Below are 21359 nucleotides of genomic sequence, written 5' to 3'. Positions count from 1 at the left end.
CTGTCGGTGGTGATCGAACCGTCCTGATTGTTCAGCATTCCCGTCGTGGTCAGCGCCAGCGCGCCGGCGCTCGACAAGCTGCCGCGAGTGCTGTCTAGGCTGGCCGCGTTGACCGTCAGAGTGCCTTCGCTGCTGATCAGGCCTTCGACGTTACTTAACGCATTATCGAGGCGAATATCCAGCCCGCGCTGAGCGACAAGGCGGCCATCGCTGTTGTCCAGACTCTGGCCCACAACCGTGGTGATGCCCGTGCTGGACACCTCGCCATTGCGGTTGTTCAGGTGGCCAAGGGTGGCGTTGAGATTACCGGTGCTGTTAATCAGTCCTTGGCCGTTGAGCAACTGACTGGCCGTAAGGTTGAGATTGCCCTTGCTCAACACCCGCCCGTTATTTTGATTGTCCAGCGTTCCAACCGTGATGTTCGCGGTTTGCGCGGCGCTCAATGTGCCGCCCTGATTGCTCAGAGTCTGGCTGGTGTTGACCGTCAGGGTACGGCTGGCCACCACCGTCTTGCCGGTGTTGTTGAGGTTCTGCGCGCTCAGGCTCACATCGCCGTTTGCATTGCGGCTGGTGTCAGCGTTGACTCCGGCTTCGATGATGCCGTTGTTGGTCAGTACACCGCCGGCACTCAACGTGATGTTGTCGCGGGCCGCGAGGGTTTGCTGGTTGGTCAGGTTGCCTTGGGTTTGCACGTTGACGGCGGTGCCGGCGTAGACCGGGCCGCGCGCATCGAGGCTGGCGGCCTTGACATTCACGATGCCTGTGGCCGACGTCTGCGCGAGGCTGAGATGCCCATTGGCATCGAGCTGGATATCCCCGCCACTGGCGGCCAGGTTGCCATCGAGTTTCACCCCGACCCCGGCCTCGGTGCCCACCAGTTTGATCGCCCCGGCGTACATGCCGCCGAGGGCCGAGGAGTCGATGGCCAGTTGTGGTTTGGCGCTGCCATCATCGGCGCGGGCGGTGGCGTTGAGGCTGTCGGCGTTGACGTCGTTGCGGCCGGCGATGATGGTCAGGTTTTTCGCCTGAATTTCGGCGTTGATCCTGGCGCTGCGGGTGATGATTTCGAAGCGGTCGACGTTGCTGGCGTTGAGCCCGGCGCCGTCGATGGCAACGCTGCCCTGATCGACCTGGAAGCGATCGAGACGACCGTTGTCCAGCACCGGTTTGCCGGTGGTCAGGGTCACGCGCGGGGTGTTGATGAAGCCGCAGCCATTGCAGCTGATGCCATAGGGGTTGGCGACGATCACCCGGGCCGACTGCCCCGCCACTTCGGTGTAACCGCGTAACTGACTCGCGCTACCGCCGACCACTTCGTTGAGGATGGTTTGCGCCGCGACCCGGTTGGTCAGGTTGGGGTTGCCGACAATGATGCCGCCCAGTTGCGTGGCGCTGGTCTGGTTGGCGACGTTGTTGAGGATCACGCCCTGGGTGCCGACGTTGTAATCGTGAAACTGGTTATGCGACAGGCCCGTGCCGTTGGGCGTGGCGATTTGAACAATCGGCACCCCATTGCCCGCCTGGCCGAGACTGGTCCCCGGCGAAGCCACCACAATCCCGTCGGCCTGGGCCCACATCGGCTGCCAGAACATGACGTTGGCCAACAGGAACGCCAACCCGCGCTTGGGCATGCCCCAGAAGTGCTCGCGTTTTTTGATGGCAGCAGAAGGCTGACCAGCCAGAAAGGCCAGTTGACGAACGTCCATGATTTGAATCTCGTTAAAGCAGAATTTAGAGGAAGACATCCACGCGGAAATAGATCGGCGCTTCGCGCTCGGTCAGCACGTCAGGGCGTTCCAGGGAATGGGCAAAGGTCACGCTGGCGGCCACGTGCTGACCTCGGGCAAACAGCTCCACGGAGTTGCTCGACATCCGCCCGTGCTGATCGCCGTTGTAGCGGTCGCCACGGATCACGCCCTGGTCGTAACCGAGACTGGTGCCGTATTCGGCGAACACCGGGCGCAGCCATTCCAGGGTCACCGGGCGGCTCCAGCGCAGGTCGTTGCGCCAGTAGCCGCCGCTGTCGCCGGACAAGGATTGATCCTTGTAACCGCGGATCGATGACTGCCCGCCGAGGCTGGTGCGTTGCGGGCTGAACAGCACGTCTTCGCTGCGCTGGCCGGTCATCAGGCTGCTGAAACTGAAGGACTCGCCCCACACTTTGAACGGCTGCAAATAGCTCGCGGTGGCGGTGTATTTGCGGTAACGCGCATCCGGCTCACCAGGGCCCGGGTGACCGTTGCCCTGCGCGTCGAACGCGCCGATGCCTTCCTGCATCCCCAGGTCGAGGTTGACGAAGGCACTGCCGACCCGTCGACCGTGGTTGATGCCGAACTGCGCTTCGCTGATGCGGTTGCTGCTCAGCTTGAGTTTGCTGTCTTCGATGAAATTGTTGGTGCGCAGGTACGAAACACCGGTGCTGAGGGAGGTCTTGCTCAGGGCATCGCGATGGATCACCCGCTCGGCACGCAACTGATGGTTTTCGCTGTCGCCGGTCTGCTTGAAATTGAAACCGTTGGCCTGCGCTTGCGAGCGGTACTCGCTCTGGCTGTAGGTGTAACTGAAATTCCACCAGCCCCACGGCACGCTGTAATTGAGCATCGCATTGTTGGAGGTGTGCTGGTGATCGGTCATCGCGTCGTGACCGCCGCGCAACATCAACTGATCGGCCAGACCCAGTGGGCTGTCCCAATCAAACGTCGTGCCCCACTGCTGCTCGCCGGTGCTGCGCTGGCCGTCATTACTGCGAGACAAACCGGCACGCCACGGTTTCTGCGGGGTGTTCTTGACCAGTACTTCGCTGCCACCAACGTTCTTGCCCGGCGACAACTCCATCTGCGCCTGATTCGACGGCAAGCGGTTCAACTGATCCACCATCTGCTCGATTTCCCGCAGATTGACCAGCTCACCGCTCTTGCCGGGAAAAGCCATCCCCAATTCACGGTCCGACAGCTTGCTGCCCTCCGCGCCCTTCAATCCTTCGAGCCTGCCCTCGACCACCAGCACCTTCAAATGCCCACCGGACAAATCCTGCTGCGGCAAATAGGCCCGGCTCGTGACCAGGCCCTTCTCGATGTAATGATCGGTGATGACTTTCAGCAACTCGTTGAGCTGCGTGACGCCCAGGCACTGACCGATGTAAGGCTTGAGCAGGCGATTTTTATCGCTGTCCGAGAGACTGTCGGCGCCTTTGAGCTCGATGTCCTTGATGGGGAAACAACGCGCGTCGGCTGGGGTCGTCGGTTGCGTGGGTTTGGCTTCCTTGCCGGGTAACTCCTTGAGTTCTTCGAGACGCCGACGCTGCTCTTCGAGCAAGCGATCCTGACGTTCGCGGATCAGATCGGTTTCACCGGGGGTGGGGGCGGCGTGAGCAAGATTCAGCGGAGAAAGGCACAGCAAAGCCAGGCACAACCTCGCCACGAGGGCGGGTGGGTACATGTTCGTTCCCTCGAATGGAGAGTGATATCAGAATAGTGGCGCGATGTTAGATGGCCATTATTCTGGCGTCAATGAATGGATCCATTTGGGGGTGGGGGTTGACGGACGGTATGAGTTGGTGAGGTGGGATTTGATGAATGTCCTGCAGGCGATTGCCTGTGCGGACAAAGTCCTACGCAAACCTCGGAATCAGACGCCTTGCACCGTCGGAACGATGAAGCTTATAGTCCGCCCGTCGTCCACATGGCGACCGGGTTTGGCGACCTGACTAACGAGTGCGAGAGCTGTCTGCTTATTTGCAGGCGCCTCCGCATCCGCAAAACTGCTTTTTTATGGCAGTTGTGCGCGGGAGACCTTCGGGTCTGCCGGTTACTCGTTTCCGGTTCGCCAACCCGCGTACAGCTGCCACCCTCTTCGTTTGGCGACGATTTGTTGGCAGTCTCAATAAACTAAACGAGGCTCCACCTATGGATAGATACATGCCCCTCACCGGAATCGACTTGATCCCGGCATCTCTGCTGATCGACACCCAAGCTCCACTCGATGTTCTGCACGCCATGGCTGACTACCGCATCCGCACCGTTACTCAGGTGCTGGAAAACATTGCCTTCCGCGCCGAGATCGGTTGCGACACGGTGGTGCTTTCCGACTTTTCAAAACTGCTGGCCATACCGTTACGAGATGGTTGTGATTTGATGGATGTGATTGGTCGGCGGTTGCGGGCGCAGGCTGCGGAGTGAATGAAAATGGGCGACCTGTTGGTTGCCCGTTTCCCGTTATGCGAACAAGTAAAATCTGATGCGTTTGGATTTTTTCTACGGCAGTTTCACGGTAACTACTGTTTCCAACGATTCAGGCAGTCCCAGGAAATACCTCCACTGCTCCAGAACCAGACGCCATTCCTGCAGGGTAAATTTACCCTCGGGTTGTCCGACCCAGTCGTCGTTGATCAGGATGTCGACCTGTACACCTGAAGCGTCCATGGTCAGCTCAACATCATTCCCCCCGCCCTTGACGGATGTTTCCGAGCCATTTTCGATTGATGTAATGCAATTAAGCAGTCGGTCGCATCCCTGTTGGGTTTGAGCAATAGCGTCCAGCACAGAGCATATATACAGCTCATAGCGCTGGGCATTTTCTCCCGATGAAACCATCGCTGCCAAGTAAAGTACCTCCCCTGAAATAGCGTGATGACCCCCCGATATGTAGTAATACTTCAGTTCCATCCCTCTCCCCTGCTTCAAGGTTTATAGATTGGGTAAACGGTTACCCTTGGTGACGTGTACCCCCTAACCGTAACCCCGGATGGCGTCTTCGATCGCCATATGGTTCCCGTTACAACTTTGTTAGGACTATTCCAGGCGCCGTCAATTTCATCTATCAGTCGTGCCTTGTCCCAAGTAGCCGGGAACATGCTATTTCTCGAATCATTCGTCGTTTTGGTTAACCACTGCCCGGGATTCTTCGGGTCCGGTACCTGAACAGTTGCCTCATAGACACCCGATGCGTCAGGAGCAGTCTGTGTTCCCGGAACAATTCTCACATCCCCATTCAACAATGTATGAGCACCAGTTGGTTTGTCATCCCCATTATAATCGGCGCCGATAATATGATCGTAGTCAACAGGACTACTGAACATGTTACCTGGCGACAGATTCGGATCCACCGCGGGGGAAGTAGTGCTCCATCCTCCGCCGTCTTCGATCGTGCTTCCCCCAGTATTGCTTGGCGATGAAGGCTGGATGGTAAATCCACCGGCACTCACTGGATGCTGAACGTCAGTGTCCTCTATTGGATTGATCAACGTCCCATATTTAGGGTCAAGCAGGTGGATTGGAAATGCCGTGCCGAGAATGCCTTCCCACAACTCAGCGGCCAACTTGAGACGCTCGTAAGATTGCAGACCCGCGTCTTTCGTCGACTCAAGCAGGGCATTCACTGCATTGCGCATATTTTCCTGGTTCTGCGGTGAGTTCGCGACCGTCAGCAACGCCGCCCCTAAGGTGGCCAGAGCACCACCGGCCATCACCAGAGGCAAAAAGTTCGATCGTCCAGGCTGAGGAGTTTGCAAGCGCTTAAGAGCAATCAACAAGCCCAATGCTAAATCAGGATTAGTCGCTGCGATTTCGGTAATGCGTGCGGCGAGCGCTTGTGATTCAGGGGTTGAAGCCCCGCTCATCATCCTATCGATCGCGGTATTGACTGTTTCTTTTCGTGTTGACTCGTTACGCAATAGCTTCAGAAGCACTCGGGTAGCAGTGCGGTTGGCAAGAACATAATTAGCCATACCGACGCCATAGCCTTGCACGAAGGCGTTGGTGGCAAACACGAGATCCGCCAGCTTGTTCAGCGATTCAATGCTGTTCTCACCGTAATTCTCGACACTCTTCACCCACTGATCGAATGTCTTTTCAGGATCCAGGACAGCGCCGAGCGAAGTGCTGCTTACGTACAGATCCGTTCGGTGCTCGTCATCGCGAGTCACCTCATATGCCTTGTTCACATCACGGTTAAGGCCTGCCGTGGAGTCCTGACCTGTCACCTTGTCACGACGAACAACAATCTCGCCCGCGCCGACCGTGGCATTCAGTGTCTGCTCGCGATCCTTGGTGTAGTTGTAACCTTCCACCGCCCAGCTGCTTTTTTCCGGCCCTTCCATGCCCTTGTTCGGTTTGTCGGCCTGAGAGCCCCCGCCTCCGCCACCATAGCTGCCGCTGACGTTGAGGTAATAACCGTGCTCATTGTCCTTGCCGATGATGTTGCGGTAGCCCAGGGTGTCGGTGTCCAGTTTGAGATTGCCGTTGTCGGCGGACACCAGCGCTCCATCCAGCTGAGTGTGATTTTCAGTGCGTATATCGACTTTATTTTTGCCACTGATTACGGTCTGGTTTTCGACCCAGTTAGTTTTGCCATTGGTTTGGCCGTAACCCAAGGAGCCGCTGGCAGTTACACCGAAGCTGACGGCCACGGTGAGGCTGGCATCGAACTCTTTGCCATCAACCTTGCCGGTGTTTGGCACGGACGTCACGGTGAGGTTGCGCCCGACATCACCAATCACTTCGTCACCGCGTAAGGTGGCGCCGGCAATGGTGGTATCACGACCGCTTTTGAAGTTCAGGCTATTACCCGCGTACAGGTAGGCTTGCTGCTGCTGAACGCCCTGTCGTTCAAGGTCACCCAAACCGGCGTTGACGGAGCCGTAGAAGCCGAACCCGTCCTGTCCGGCAATCACACCCCCTTCAGCACCCCAACTGCGACGACTGTTTTCACTGCTCGATGCATTTTGCGCCGCCAGAATATTCAGGTCGTTGCCTGCCTTGAGCTTGATATCACGCTCAGCGACGGCTTGGGTGCCAATCAGCGTCAGGTCGTTTTTCGCGTCCAGATTGATGCTGCCACCAGCATTGAGCTGCGTTGGTGTGGAGTTGCCTTGAGTCGACTCATCCTGGCTTCCGGCATTGCTGATACCGACCCCGAGCTTGAAGCCACCGGTTGTGCCGCCTTTGAGGCCGCCCTTGCTCTGGGTCTGATTTCCGTCACTGCCTTCAGCACCATGGGCAACATCGAGCGTGATGTTGCGACCCGTAATGTTGATGTCTCGCCCGGAATCCAACTGACTCCCGTGCACGCTGACGTTATTACCGGCTTCCAGACTGATGTCATTGGCTGCCGAAAGAGTCGTAGGGCGATTGGTAACAGATGTCTGCGTCCGAGTCTGGCTGGTACTCGAAGCACCCGCGTGTCCATCAAAACTCGGCCCGCTGAAAAACTGACCGAGAGTATCGACCGCCTTCAACACGCTCGACACTTGGCTAACCCCATCCTCACCTTTACCGGTGCCTTTGAGACTATCGATCGTATTACCGATGTTGTAGGCAACAGTGGTTGTAGTGCCGTTACGCTTCACGCTGTCCCAAGTAGTGATTGCACTGGCCTGCTCTGCGGCGTCGATATTGATGTCGCGTTCGGCTTTCAACTTCAGATCGATACCCGACTGCAAGTCCGAGCCCTGCAGATTAACGTCGCGACCAGCGTTGACCTTCAGGTTTTGCCCCGCAGAGATCGAGCTACCTGCTGCGGTATGACCGCTGCTGTCTACCCCGTGCTTGATAGTTTCATTACCAACAAACGTGCTGAACCCATTGTTATCGATCGTTTGCTTGATGCCGTAGCTCTTATCAGTTTCCCAACTGCTGCTGCGCTGCTGATCGGTACTCGCCACTACGTTCACGTCACGGCCCGCGTCAATGTTCGCGTCGTGACCGGCGTTGATGCCGCTGCCGATGATGTTGATATCCCGAGTGGCTTTCAAAATAGCGTCATTGCCGGCATTGATCTGACTGCCGACACTGGTGACGCTGACGACTTCACGCCCTCCTTTGTGGGAAGCATTCAACGTGATGTCGGCGCCGGCGCCCGGTGTGCCTGCGAACAGACCGACAGTGTCTTTGAGCGACAAGCCAAGCTTTTTCTTGAACTCTTCGGCACGGCTGTAGGCTTCGTTGTCTGCAGAGGAGAGATTGATGTCACCGGTTTTATCCAACAGTCCGGCGTGCAGCTCTGCATTGTTGTCAGCGTTGATGACACTGGCATTCAAATTCACATCACGGCCACCAATAATGACCGCATCATTACCGGCATTGAGCTCGCTACCAACTTGGGTAACGTTGGTCTTGAGCTGGCTGCTGCCGCTCGACGACATCCCGAACAACCCTGTTTTGGTTTTTTTGTTGTAGGAGCCGCTTTCTTCGATACCTGAAAGTATCGAGACGTCATTCGTGGCACCCACTACCAAATCATCACCGGCCTTCAGTTGACTGCCGATGATAGTGACATTGCGCCCCCCATTGAGACTGACACTGCCGTCTTCGTCTTTTCTGGTGTTGACGGTCAGATCCTGGCCTGCATCGATGACCGAAGCGACGTTAGTGCTGTCGTAGCTCTCGCTCTGAGTGGTTTTACTGCGCCCGAAGGAACCGTTTTTCTTCTTGTAGTAGTAAGAAGAGCTTTCATCTTTGGCCGAAGCGACAATGATGTCCTGCTCGGCATCGAGACTGATGTCCTCTTGAGCCTTGATTCGGCTGGCAATAATGCCCAAATCATTGCCCGCATAAATCGCAATATCCCGCCCTGAATTCAGCACTGTGGCCTGTTGGCTGATGCTGTGGCTCTCCTGTGCCCTTTTCTTGCTGCGAGACACGTAATCGCTCTCATTGGCTGCAGAGGCCAGGAGAATGTCATTACCCGCGCTCAATTCAACATCGAGTTTGGCATCCAATCGACTGGCAATGGCGGTGATGTCGCGGTCGGCACGGATGGTAAGATCCCGACCCGACGTCACCTCAGCAGCATGCTGGGTAATGGTCTGGTTGAGGAAGTTGCTGCCACGCGCATTGGTGCTGCGATCCTGGACCGAGGTGATGTTGACGTCACGATCGGCGATAAGCTCAAGATCACGCCCGCTCTGTAAAACGCCACCGATGTTGTTGATGTCTCGACCGGCATTAATGCTCAGATCATTGGCCGCCTCGATCCGTGCCGCGTTATCGAGATAGTCGCGATGGAGCAAACTCCCACCCCGGCGGACATCAATGCCGGTCACGTCACGCTGGTTGATGACATCGCCATTGGTGGCAGTCAGCGTCACGTCACGACCGGAAATAATCCCGCCCGATTTGTTGACGATGTTGTTGCCCGCCTTCAGCGTCAGGCGATCACCCGCCTCGATCAGCCCCGAGTTGGTCAGGTCGTTTCCGGCTTCGGCTGACAGATTATTGGTAGCGCGCAAGGTCCCGGCGTTGTTCAGGTCCTGGCCGGCGATCAGGGTCACGTCGCCGCCCTGGATCAATGCGCCATTGGGTGCCAGACGGTTGTTGGCCTGGGCCAGATAAAGCACCGGCACCAGGACTTTTTCACCGTTCACTACGTGCTCTTCGAGCCAGACGATGTCGTGGGTCAGGGCGGCAACTTGCTGGGAGGTCAGCGTCACGCCCATGGACAGGTTCAACTGGTCCTTGCTGGCGATGGCGTTGTTCATCAGGTACTTGAACATCGCCTCGTCGGAAGTCTGGCCGTCGATGAAACGTTGGCCGGTGCGAGCGACGATCGATTGCTGGACCAGACGTTGCTCGAACAAGCCATCGCCCAGGCGCTTGGCGCTGGTGTCCGGGTTGTAGCCGAGGTTCGCCAACAGGTAATCCGAACTCATGAATTGCTTGAGGTTGGTCAGTACCGGGTTGGTTTCGATCAGGTATTTGTGCGGGTTGGAGCGCACGCTGGTGTCAGGCAGCCCCTGCACACGCGGCACATTGAAGGAAGGGTTCCCGGGCAATAGCACACCGACCGGACCGTCACCGGCGGCGGCATTGACGTTGACCTGAGCGGTCTTGTCGTTGAGATTCACCGATGGGCGACTGGCCAGGGCCAGTTCGCGCTTTTTGACCGAGACCGGGTCGTTCTTGTCGAACTGGAGCTCGGTGGCTTGCCTGACAGGCATGCCGTCCGAACGCTGCGTGGTAGCGGCCGTAACGGAGCCAATGGTCCAGCTCTGTCCGGGTACCATCGTTTGCTCGGTGCCGTCTTTACGGCTAAGACGGAACAGGCCGTTATCACCCGTTGGCAGGGTGAAACCGGGAAGTGCTAGCGGGTTGACCTGTTGTTGGGCCAGGTCCGGCGGCAACTGTGAATTGATACTGATGACGGTTGGGGTGACCTGACCGGCGAGTTGCGTGGACCCTACGCGTGGTCCCCGGGTGCCAGGAGCGTAGCCGTCACGAAGCACGGTATTGGTCAGGTTTTTTGTAGCGTTGATGTAGACCTTGCCGCCGGCCTGAACGACAGCATTGGCGGTTGACGACGGGCTGCTTTCGGTAATGGTGTTCTCAAAAAAAACCGCATTCTTGACGAGGGCTGGCGCCTCGGTGCGTACACCATCGTTATAGTGGGGTGCGGGTATGTAGAGCTTACCCGGATCCTCGATCCATACCGGGCCAAATACCACGTAAGGAGTCTGCTCTCCGCCTTGCCTGGTCCCGACCCCCTTGAACGACTCAACACCATTGGTGGTCCACAAACGAATGTTGGGCCGGATAACCCGCTCACCGCCTACATAAGCGAGCTGGCCGGAATCGTAAAGAGGATCATTGGCTGCGTTGTACTCTAGTATCGAGTGCCAAAAACTATAACTCTTGGATGGAATCGCAAAGGACTTCCTGACGCTATACGTACCGACTGACGCACCTTCGCTGGTGAAGTTCTGAAGATTGAGTGTCATGTCGTTTCCGGCAGTGACGGTGGAAACCTTATTGAGGAAAGTCCCGCCGTTTACCAGCATATTTCGTCCAGCAGTGAAAGTCGCCGAAGCAGAGTCCTGAGCAATTTCAGATTGATAGTTTTCCACCCACACCAGATGGCTTGGGTATTGCTGCATGTAATCCTCGAACGAGGAACAGGACTTGCATTGGATACCAATGGCTCCAGAAATCAGCCCACCACCAGCCACTTCGAACACGTCCTTGCGGTTTTCGATGTAACCGGCTGCCATGGTGAGGTCGCCGACACTTTCAATCGTCCCCGAGATGTTGTTGATCGATGAACTCCAGCCACTGCTGTCATCCCGGGCGATGCTGATGTTGCTCATGCCATAGATATCGGCAAAACGGTTGGTCAGTGTGCCCACCCGCAGGTCCATATCGCCGCCGCTGAATATCAGACCGTTCTGGTTGAGCAGCGAATTGCTGCTGATGCGCAACTTGCCGGCGCCACCAAGAGTTCCGTTGTTGGTCAGTGAGGCTGCATTGACAGTCAGACTGTCAGCCGAAGTGATTCGACCAAAGTTGTTCAGACTGCCACGGCTGGTAACCATAGAAGCCGAAGCGCCAGTGATACTCGCCGCGGAGGTCAAATCGATCTGAGAGGCCGTGAGCCCCAAATTCCCGACACTGCTGACCCGCCCATTGCCGCCATACGCTCCGCTCAAGTCGAGACTGAAGGTGCCGTTACTGGCCAGCAGGCCTTCGTTGGACCAATTGACCCCACTGCCGATGAAACTGTCGGAGCCCAGCAACTGGCCGCCTGCGGTTTGCACCAGGTTATTGACATTGACTCGCAACCGCCCCGCCTGAATCACACTGCTGTTAGTCCAGCTATCGGCATTCAGCGTCAGCCCACCACGCGTCACGAGCGAACCGCCAGCGTTCATGACATTGGCCGTCGAGATATCGAACTCACCCACGCCCACATGAGTCACGGTTCCGCCCGCATTCAAGAAGCTCGGCGTCGCGAGGGTCAGGTCGGTATTCGCCGTTTCCACCAGGCCATTGCGGTTATCGAACAGGCTGCCGATCTGGAAATTGGTTTTCCCGCTGATACCCAGCGCGCGCAGTTTGCCCGTCTGGTTATCGAGGCTGGCGGCACGCACTGCGAGGGTACCGGCGCTTTCAATCAAGCCGCCGCGGTTGGTGAGGTTGCTATCGAGAACGACGTCGATACCATCGCCGCTGATCTTGCCGGCATTGTTGTTCAGCGAACCGCCGATAACCTTGACCAGGCCTTTGGCGTAGATTCCGCCGTTGCTGTTATCGATAGTGGCGCTGCCAGCGTTAAGCAGAATGTTGCCGTCTTTGGCGGCGATGCGTCCGCCGTCGCTGTAGATTCCGCCCAAGGCCTGAAGATCGAGGCGGTTGCCTTCGATCTTGCCGCCTTGCCCGTTGCGCAATACACCCGTCAGGCGGGTCTGCAGCAAGCCTTTGAGGCTCGATAGCACGCCGGCGCGGCTGTCCAGGCTGGCGGCGGTGATGTTCAGCTCACCGTTCTGGGCGATGACCTTGCCGCCCTGGTTGTCGATGGCGCCGCCCTTCACGTCCAGGGTCAATGCGCCCAGACTTTGCAGCGCGCCGCCAGCATTGTTGAGGGACGCAGCTTTGACGTTGACGCCTGCGTCGCGACTGGAGATCAGGCCGCCGGCGTCGTTGCGAACACTGCCGATGGCGGTGAGGTCGAGCTGCCCATTGGCAGCCACGGTGCCCTCCAGACTGTTATTCAGGTTTCCAGTCAACAGGCTCAACAACCCTTGACTGAGCAGTTGGCCACCCTGGTTATCGATGCTGCTGGAACGCTTGATCACCAGCGGCCCTGTACTAGCCAACGCACCTTTGGCGTTGGTCAGCGCACCGAGCAGATCAAGGGTGACGCTGTCTGCGCCGACCAGGCTGCCGTTGCTGTTATCCAGGCTTGTACCGGTGAAGGTCAGCGCTTTGTTCGCGGTGACGTTCCCCGACGCGTTGTTCAAGGAGGTTGCGCTGATATCCAGTGTTCCGCTGCTTTCGATCAAGCCACCCGAGGTGTTGTTGATCGCACCTTGAGTCATCGTCAGTGTCTGCTTGCCGCCACTGGTGACGATGCCGTTGCTGTTGTCGAGACTGGCAGCGGTGATGATCACGTCGCCTTTGCCCGCCAGGCCGCCCTTGGCGTTATTGATTAGCGCACCGCTGAGGTCGATGTTCAGATTGCCGAGCAAACTGGAGAGTGTCCCTTCCTGGCTGTTGTCGAGACTACCGCCGGAAACGGTGAGTTTGTTCCAACCGGAAATCAGGCCGCTCTGGTTATTCAGACGGGTAGCGTTGAGGGTCAATTGATCATTGCTGATCAGGTTGCCGCCGTGGTTGTCCAGCGTGTTGCCGGTCAGACTGAAACTGTTGACGCTGGAGATTTCGCCTTTCTGGTTATTCAGGTCACGCAGGTGCGCAATGCTCAACACGCCCTTGGTGTTGATCAGGCCGTTCTGGTTATTGAGGTCGGCAGGTGTTGCACCCAGATCGATGCTCAGGCCTGTGCCGCCCAGCAACGTACCGCCCTGGTTATCCAGCCCGTTGCTGTTGAGGGTGAGTTGTCCGGCCGCTTTGATCAGGCCTTTGTTCTGGTTGGTCAGTAGACCGTCGACGGTCACTTGCAGATCGCCATCGCTGAGCATTGTGCCGGCGCTGTTATCCAGACTGGCGGCGCGAACTTGCAATGCCGCGGCGGCGATTTTGCCTTTGACCGAGGCCAGCGCGTTGTCGATCTGCAGCGTGAGTTTCTGATTGCTGAGCAGTTGACCGCCGCTGTTATCCAGTTGTTTGGCGATCAGGTCGAAGGCTTCCTCGCTGGAGATTTCACCGTTGCGGTTATTTACGTCAGCAAGGTTTTTCAGCAGCAACTGGCCTGGTGCGCTGATGAAACCGTCCTGGTTGTTCAGCGCGCCGCCGTTCACGTCCAGGCTCAAGGTGCCCTTGCTGAACAGTTTGCCGCCTTGCTGATCGAGGCCTCTGACGTTGGCAACCAGCGAGGTGGCCGCGCCGATGCTGCCACCGGTGTTGGTGACCTGGCCGGCGGTCAGATCCAGACGGTCGCCTGCGTAAATACTGGCTTGGCTGTTATTGAGCACGCCGGTGGTGATGTTCGACCCACCTTTGCTGCTAATCGCACCTTTTTGCTGGTTATCCAGACTGGTGCTGGTGAGGGTCAGTGTGGTGTCGGTCAACAGCTTGCCGCCCTGGTTGCTGACCGCGCCCTTGCTATCGACTGTGAGTGCCTTGGCGCTGGAAACCGTGCCGCCGTTGTTGCTCAGGCTCTGGGCATCGATTGCCAGTTCGCCCTCACTGACGAGGCTGCCTGAATTGTTGTCCAGGTCCGAGGTGAGGTTCACCGTGAGGTTGTTCAGCGTGGTCAGGCGACCGCTGTTTTCCAGGGTTTTCCCGGTCAGCGTCAACCCGGCGTCGCCGGACAGCAGCCCTTTGTTGCGGTTGATGACCTTGTCTACGGTCAGTGCAAGGTTGCCACCGGCCAGGATGTATCCGGCGTCGCTGTTGTCGAGTTGTTGGCCGATCAGTGTCACATCCGCCTTGCTCGACAGTTCGCCGTTACGGTTATCGATGTCATCGACGATCAGTTTCAGCGCTTTTGTGGCCCCTACCAAACCCTCCTGGCGGTTATCGAGGCTGGCGGCTTTTACGGTCAGCCCGTCATCGGCAATGACCACACCGGCCTGGTTATCGAAAGCGTCGGTGACCGTCAGATCCACTTCGCCGCGACCACGGATTTCACCACTGGCGTTGTTCAGGCTGGCACTGCGGCTGTCGAGGCCGGCAGAGGCGATCAGCCCTTTGACGTTGCTCAGTGCACGGTCGATAACGAGTGTGAGTTTTTCGTTGCTCAGCAGCTTGCCGCCATTGTTGTTCAGGCTTTGCGCTGTGAGGCTGTAGGCCTTGGCACCGGAGATTTCGCCGCCGCTGTTGTTCACCTCATTGAGGTTTTTCAACAGCAACAGACCCGGTGTATGGAGGTTGCCGCGCTGGTTGTTCAGCAGGCCGTTGTTCAGGTCGAGGGTCAGGTCACTGTTGCTGAACAGCTCGCCGCCGTCTTGATCCAGGCTCGTGACCGAGACATTCAACTGCTGCTGACTGCCAATTTGCCCGGCCGAGTTATCCAGGTGTTTGGCGGTCAGGTCGAGGGTGCCGTCAGTTGCCAGACTGCCGCCCTTGCTGTTGTTGAATTCGCCAGTGGTGACGGTGGATGCCGCCTTGGCGCTGATGATGCCTTTGTCGCTGTTGTCGAGGCTGCCGCTGACCAGCGTCACGCCTTTTTGCGAGGCGATCAAACCACCCTGGTTTTGCAGCGCAGCCGTCGTGGTGAGCGTCATGGCTTCGAGGCTGGACAGTTTGCCCAGTCGGTTGTCCAGAGTGTCGGCGGTGAGCGTCAGCGTTCCTTCACTGCTGATCAGTCCTTGCTGGTTGTCCATGACGTTGTCGAACGTCAACACCAGGCTGTTCTGGCTGACAATTTTGCCGGCGACGTTGTTAAGCTCGATGCCTTTGAGCGTGCTCGCGCCTTTGCTGAAGATCAGGCCGGCGGTCTGATTGATGATCTGATCGACCTTCAGTTCCAGGGTCGTGTCAGACAGCACTTTGCCGCCGTCGCTGTTGTTCAGGTTCGCGCCGCTGACGTGCATGTCGCTCTGGCTGGAGAGAGAACCGCCGCGGTTGTCGACCTGTTCGACGTTGACCGTCAGCGACTTGAGGGACGCGACGAGGCCGTTTTTCTGGTTATCCAGGGTTTTGCCGGTGAGCTTCAGATGACCTTCGGCAACCAGTTCACCGCCCTGTTGACTGAGAGCATCGATATTCGCCTCGACATCGCCCTTGCCGGAGATCCGGCCGGCGTCGTTGGCGACCTCCTTGGCCTTGAGGGTCATCAGGCCGCTGGCCGTCAGCAGCCCCTCGTTGCGGTTGTCCAGTTTGTTGCCGTCAAAGGTCAATGCAGCCTTGCTTTCGAGGCGTCCTTTGTCGCGGTTATCCAACTCGGTGACCAGCAGCTTCAACGCCTGATCGGCACGAATCACGCCGTTGCGGTTGTCTGCGTTGTTGCTGCTGACTGTTAGCGTGTTGAGGCCGGAGATCTTGCCTTCACGGTTGTCCAGGCGCGTGGCCTGCACATCCATCGCGCCGTTGGCCTGGATCAACCCTTTATTTTGATTGTTCAACAGGCCACTGACTCGGGTGGTCAGTTGACCTTCACTACTTAGCTCACCTTGTTGGCTGTTGTCGAGATTTTGTGCGCGGACGGTCAGCCCATTTTTGCCACCGAGGGTGCCCCCGATATTGTTGATCGCGCCACTGGCGGTAATATCCAGCAAACGTCCGGCCATCACCAGACCCGCGACGTTATCCAGCGACGTCATGTTCAGAGTTGCGTTAGCCAGGCTGGTCAACTCGCCATTGCTGTTGTTCAACTGACCAACAGTACCCGTCAAATTCCCCGTGCTATTGATCACCCCGTTGGTGTTGAGGACCTGATTGGCCGTCACGCTCAACGCACCGCTGCTCAGCACTCGGCCACTGTTCTGGTTGTCCAGGGTCCCGGCAGTGATGTTGGCGGTTTGCGCGGCGCTCAGTGTGCCGTTCTGGTTGCTCAGGGTCTGGCTGGTATTGACCGTCAGATTACGGCTGGCCACCACACTTTTGCCGGTGTTGTTGAAGTTCTGCGTGCTCAGACTCACATCACCGTTGGCATTGCGGCTGGTGTCGGTGTTGACCCCGGCCTCGATGACGCCGTTGTTGGTCAGAACACCACCGGCACTCAGGGTGATGCTGTCGCGGGCCGCGAGGGTTTGCTGGTTGGTCAGGTTGCCTTGGGTTTGCACGTTCAGCGCCGTACCGGCATAGACCGGGCCGCGCGCATCGAGGCTGGCGGCTTTGACGTTGACTGCGCCGTTCGTGGCCGAGGTGTCGACCAGGCTCAAGTGGCCGTTGGCATCGAGCTGGATGTCGCCACCGCTGGCGATCAGTTTGCCGTCGAGTTTCACCCCGACCCCGGCCTCGGTGCCCACCAGCTTGATCGCCCCGGCGTACATGCCACCGAGGGCCGAGGAGTCGATGGCCAACCCTGGTTTGGTGCTGCCGTCATCGGCACGGGCGGTGGCGTTGAGGCTGTCGGCGTTGACGTCGTAGCGGCCGGCGACGATGGTCAGGTTTTTCGCCTGAATCTCGGCGTTGATCCTGGCGCTGCGGGTGATGATTTCGAAGCGGTCGACGTTGCTGGCGTTCAGCCCGGCGCCGTCGATGGCAACGCTGCCCTGATCGACCTGGAAGCGATCCAGCCGACCGTTGTCCAGCACCGGTTTGCCGGTGGTCAGGGTCACGCGCGGGGTGTTGATGAAGCCGCAACCGTTGCAACTGATACCGTAGGGGTTGGCGACGATCACCCGCGCCGACTGCCCTGCCACTTCGGTGTACCCGCGCAACTGGCTGGGGCTGCCGCCGACCACTTCGTTGAGGATGGTTTGTGCGGCGACCCGATTGGTGAGATTCGGGTTGCCAACGATGATGCCGCCCAGTTGCGTCGCGCCAGTCTGGTTGGCGACGTTGTTGAGGATCACGCCCTGGGTGCCGACGTTGTAATCGTGGAACTGGTTATGCGACAGGCCCGTGCCATTGGGCGTGGCGATTTGAACAATCGGCACCCCATTACCCGCCTGGCCGAGACTGGTGCCCGGCGAGGCCACCACAATCCCGTCCGCCTGGGCCCACATCGGCTGCCAGAACATGACGTTGGCCAACAGGAACGCCAACCCGCGCTTGGGCATGCCCCAGAAGTGCTCGCGGTTTTTGACCGCAGCAGAAGGCTGGCCAGCGAGGAAGGCGTAATGGCGAACGTCCATGTCAAAAGGTCTCGTTTCGATCAGCAAGAGTGGAATGAACAATTCACAGACACAGCCGTCCCGACACGGCAAATGCTGGGGGGCGTTTGCAGAGCGAATACGTCAAAGGGGATAAATGCGCGCTTGGGTCAGAAGGTCCCAGGCGTGGCACAAACGACCATTGCATCAGCGAGCGGATGGTCTGTTCGGTCCCTCGAAACGGCGAAGTGATATCAATGTGATAGCACAATGTTAAGTTGCCATCATTCTGGCGTCAATAAGCCGTTCCGAGTGTTTTCGACAAACGCTCTAGCTCGCGGGTTTTGGTTCATGACCTGAACTTTCCGGGTGGAAAAACCCTCCACTCAATAACGCCGTGACATTGATAAATGGGGCTCACTCATGAAAAACACCCTGCTGAAACTGACCCTTGCCGCCAGCCTCGCCTGTGCCCTCCCCGTTTGGGCCTGCCCTCCCGACGAAGCCACCGCCAAGCGTGAACAACTGGCCAAGGAGGTCGCCAAGATCACGGAGCAGAACCCGGCCAAGGCCAAGGAGATCAATGATGAGTTGCAGAAGATGGACCTGGAGACGGCCAGCAAGGATCTGCCGGATAAGTGCCAGTTGATTGATCAGCGTCTCAAGGAGTTGCAGTCGGCAGAGAAAAAGGCTGAGAGCTAACGGGCAAGATCAAAGATCGCAGCCTTCGGCAGCTCCTACACGAGTTTGAGCGTGCAGCTGTAAGAGCTGATGCGATTTTTTGACGTAAAAAAACCCGGACACTGTCCGGGTTTTTTATGGGAACGCTACAGCGCCTTATTCAGCAGCCGGCGCTTCCGGCTTGCGGCGCTTGAGCGGGGCCATGCCGTCCTTGCTGACCAGCGACAGGGCGTCGGTCTTCGGGCGGTTGGCGATCTTGCGCTTGGTCGGGGCCTTGGCGCCGGTTTTCTTTTTGTCGCCTTTGGCGTCGACCTTTTTCTTCTTCACGCCAACGGCTTTGCCCGAGGCCTTGACCTTTTTCGGTCCGCCGTAGGTGCCTTTGACTTCCTTGATGGTGCGGCGCTCGAAGCTCTGCTTGAGGTAGCGCTCGACGCTCGACATCAGGTTCCAGTCGCCGTGGCAGATCAGCGAGATGGCCAGGCCATCATTGCCGGCGCGGCCGGTGCGACCGATGCGGTGAACGTATTCGTCGCCGCTGCGCGGCATGTCGAAGTTGATCACCAGGTCCAGGCCTTCCACGTCCAGGCCACGGGCGGCGACGTCGGTGGCCACGAGGATTTTCACGCCGCCCTGCTTCAGACGGTCGATGGCCAGTTTGCGGTCTTTCTGGTCTTTGTCACCGTGCAGCACGAACGCTTTGTATTCCTGCGCCACCAGACGGCCGTAAATACGGTCGGCCATGGCACGGGTGTTGGTGAACACGATGGCCTTCTGATAGGTCTCGTTGGCCAGCAGCCAGTTCACGATCTGTTCTTTGTGCTGATTGTGGTCGGCGGTGATGATCTGTTGACGAGTGGTGGCGTTCAGATCGCTGACGTTGTTCAGCTGCAAGTGTTCAGGGTTGTTCAGAACCTTGGCGACCATCTCGCGCAGGCCCGAACCGCCGGTGGTGGCGGAGAACAGCATGGTCTGTTGACGGTTGGTGCACTCTTCCACCAGACGCTGCACGTCTTCGGCAAAGCCCATGTCGAGCATGCGGTCGGCTTCGTCGAGCACCAGCACTTCGACTTCCTTGAGGTCGAGGTTACCGGCGTTCAGTTGCTCGATCATCCGGCCCGGCGTACCGATCAGGATGTCCGGCACCTTGCGCAGCATGGCGGCCTGGACCTTGAAGTCTTCACCGCCGGTGATCAGGCCGGACTTGATGAAGGTGAACTGAGCGAAGCGCTCGACTTCCTTGATGGTCTGCTGGGCCAGCTCGCGGGTCGGCAGCAGGATCAGGGTCTTGATGCTGACGCGGACTTTGGCCGGGCCGATCAAGCGGTTGAGGATCGGCAAAACGAATGCAGCGGTTTTGCCGCTACCGGTTTGCGCCGTCACCCGCAGGTCACGCCCTTGGAGCGCCAGCGGAATAGCCGCTGCTTGCACAGGCGTTGGCTCGACAAATTTAAGCTCGGCCACGGCTTTGAGCAGGCGTTCGTGCAGGGCGAATTGGGAAAACACGGGTGCTACCTCGAAGAAATACAAAAAAACAGCTGCATAGGGTAACGGTTTCGAGCGCGAAGGCCGAGTTTCTTTATACAAACGGCTGCAAACAGTGGTTTTTTTGTTGCCTGTTTTGTCTCAAAACGTCATCCGGAACGTCTTAAATGCTCTAATCGCCCCGTCGCGTCCTACAGAAGAACCGTTTTCACCCATGGATATCAAACAGCTCTGGCTCAACGCCCAAGACCTCTGGGGTGCTCTCGATCAGCACCCGCTCCTGCATTCCACGCTCGCGCTGATGTTGCTGCTGGTGGTGGCGCTGGTGCTCGGACGAGTGGCGCGTTACCTCATTCTTCACGCGACCAAAATCCTCGGTCGCCAGCCGTCGCTGCACTGGATCACCGATTTTCGCCACAACAAAGTGTTTCATCGCCTGGCGCAGATGACGCCCTCGCTGGTGATCCAGTTCGGTCTGCACCTGGTGCCGGAGCTGAGCAAAACCGCCCTTAACTTCCTTGGCAATGTGGCGCTGTCGTTCACCATTCTGTTCCTGGTGCTGGCCGTCAGCGCATTGCTCAATGCCCTGCTGGACATCTATGCCCGCACCGAACATGCCCGCACCCGCTCGATCAAAGGCTACGTGCAACTGGCGAAAATGGTGCTGTTCGTGTTTGGCGCGATCATCATCGTCGCCACGCTGATCGACCGGTCGCCGCTGTTGCTGCTGTCGGGTCTGGGCGCCATGTCGGCGGTGATCCTGTTGGTCTACAAAGACACCCTGCTGTCGTTCGTCGCCAGCGTGCAACTGACCAGCAACGACATGCTGCGGGTCGGCGACTGGATCGAGATGCCACAAGTCGGTGCCGACGGTGACGTGGTGGACATCACCTTGCACACGGTCAAGGTGCAGAATTTCGACAAGACCATCGTTTCGATTCCAACCTGGCGCCTGATGTCCGAGTCGTTCAAGAACTGGCGCGGCATGCAGCAGTCCGGTGGCCGCCGGATCAAGCGCAGCTTGTTCATCGACGCCAGCGGCGTGCGGTTCATTCGCGATGACGAAGAGCTGAAGCTGTCCCAGGTGCATCTGCTGACCGACTACATCAACCGCAAACAGGCCGAACTCAAGGCCTGGAACGAAGCTCAGGGCAACGTCGCAGCGATGTCGGCCAACCGTCGACGGATGACCAACATCGGCACCTTTCGCGCCTATGCGCTGGCCTATCTGAAGAGTCACACGGAAATCCAGCCGAACATGACCTGCATGGTTCGCCAGATGCAAACCACCGCCCAGGGCATCCCGCTGGAGATCTACTGCTTCACCCGCACCACCGTGTGGGCCGATTACGAGCGGATTCAGGGGGATATTTTCGATTACCTGCTGGCGGTATTGCCGGAGTTTGGCTTGAGCCTTTATCAGCAGCCGAGTGGCGGGGACTTGCGGTCGGGGTTGCTCCCGGCGGTGTTGGGCGCGAGCCACATTCCCGAGCCGGAAAAACACATTATGTAACCCCGCATATCCCCTGTAGGAGCGAGGCTCGCCCGCGAAGGCGGTGTGTCAGGCAACATTGATGTCGGCTGATACACCGCCTTCGCGGGCAAG

8 protein-coding genes are annotated in these 21359 nt (G+C 58.1%); 3 read left to right on the top strand and 5 right to left on the bottom strand.

Annotation, left to right across the window (positions count from 1 at the left end; genetic code table 11):
- Together ACIPLA_RS15995 and ACIPLA_RS15990 are read right to left on the bottom strand one after the other, a co-directional pair.
- On the bottom strand, positions 1–1706 hold a 1706-nt coding region (locus tag ACIPLA_RS15995), incomplete at its 3' end, for a filamentous hemagglutinin N-terminal domain-containing protein (protein WP_401174086.1).
- Between the two features lie 25 nt (positions 1707–1731).
- Positions 1732–3438 carry a ShlB/FhaC/HecB family hemolysin secretion/activation protein gene (locus ACIPLA_RS15990; protein ID WP_401174083.1) on the bottom strand — a complete coding sequence of 569 codons (1707 nt, stop codon included), beginning with the start codon at positions 3436–3438 and terminating at the stop codon, positions 1732–1734.
- Positions 3439–3905: 467 nt separating this feature from the next.
- On the opposite strand from ACIPLA_RS15990, the gene ACIPLA_RS15985 reads away from it, so the two are divergent.
- The gene (locus ACIPLA_RS15985) at positions 3906–4178 is read left to right on the top strand and encodes a hypothetical protein (protein ID WP_048397200.1); all 273 of its coding nucleotides are present in this window, start codon (positions 3906–3908) and stop codon (positions 4176–4178) included.
- A gap of 75 nt (positions 4179–4253) precedes the next feature.
- Here ACIPLA_RS15985 and ACIPLA_RS15980 read toward each other — a convergent pair whose 3' ends face one another.
- Entirely contained in the window at positions 4254–4664 is a 411-nt protein-coding gene (locus tag ACIPLA_RS15980; RefSeq protein ID WP_401174080.1) for a hypothetical protein, read from the bottom strand.
- Positions 4665–4678: 14 nt separating this feature from the next.
- Positions 4679–17632, bottom strand: a complete 12954-nt coding sequence (locus tag ACIPLA_RS15975) for a hemagglutinin repeat-containing protein (protein ID WP_401174077.1) — start codon at positions 17630–17632, stop codon at positions 4679–4681.
- Positions 17633–18013: 381 nt separating this feature from the next.
- Here ACIPLA_RS15975 and ACIPLA_RS15970 point away from each other — a divergent pair, with 381 nt between their 5' ends.
- Positions 18014–18292, top strand: coding sequence for a hypothetical protein (locus ACIPLA_RS15970; RefSeq protein ID WP_401174074.1), 279 nt, complete (start codon positions 18014–18016; stop codon positions 18290–18292).
- Positions 18293–18427: 135 nt separating this feature from the next.
- Here ACIPLA_RS15970 and ACIPLA_RS15965 read toward each other — a convergent pair whose 3' ends face one another.
- A complete protein-coding gene (locus ACIPLA_RS15965; RefSeq protein ID WP_008153197.1) occupies positions 18428–19774 on the bottom strand; it encodes a DEAD/DEAH box helicase in 1347 nt (448 codons plus the stop codon).
- A gap of 193 nt (positions 19775–19967) precedes the next feature.
- Here ACIPLA_RS15965 and ACIPLA_RS15960 point away from each other — a divergent pair, with 193 nt between their 5' ends.
- Positions 19968–21266, top strand: a complete 1299-nt coding sequence (locus ACIPLA_RS15960; protein WP_008069090.1) for a mechanosensitive ion channel family protein — start codon at positions 19968–19970, stop codon at positions 21264–21266.
- The last annotated feature ends 93 nt before the right edge of the window (positions 21267–21359 follow it).

This window comes from Pseudomonas sp. NPDC086112 (assembly GCF_044746425.1).
Lineage (GTDB): Bacteria > Pseudomonadota > Gammaproteobacteria > Pseudomonadales > Pseudomonadaceae > Aquipseudomonas.
This window is presented reverse-complemented; position numbering and strand designations above follow the sequence as displayed.

Excerpts from the sequence above, each read along its gene's own strand:
- ACIPLA_RS15970 (WP_401174074.1), top strand. The coding sequence starts at position 18,014 with ATGAAAAACACCCTGCTGAAACTGACCCTTGCCGCCAGCCTCGCCTGT.
- ACIPLA_RS15985 (WP_048397200.1), top strand. The coding sequence starts at position 3,906 with ATGGATAGATACATGCCCCTCACCGGAATCGACTTGATCCCGGCATCT.
- ACIPLA_RS15975 (WP_401174077.1), bottom strand. The coding sequence starts at position 17,632 with ATGGACGTTCGCCATTACGCCTTCCTCGCTGGCCAGCCTTCTGCTGCG.
- ACIPLA_RS15990 (WP_401174083.1), bottom strand. The coding sequence starts at position 3,438 with ATGTACCCACCCGCCCTCGTGGCGAGGTTGTGCCTGGCTTTGCTGTGC.
- ACIPLA_RS15960 (WP_008069090.1), top strand. The coding sequence starts at position 19,968 with ATGGATATCAAACAGCTCTGGCTCAACGCCCAAGACCTCTGGGGTGCT.
- ACIPLA_RS15980 (WP_401174080.1), bottom strand. The coding sequence starts at position 4,664 with ATGGAACTGAAGTATTACTACATATCGGGGGGTCATCACGCTATTTCA.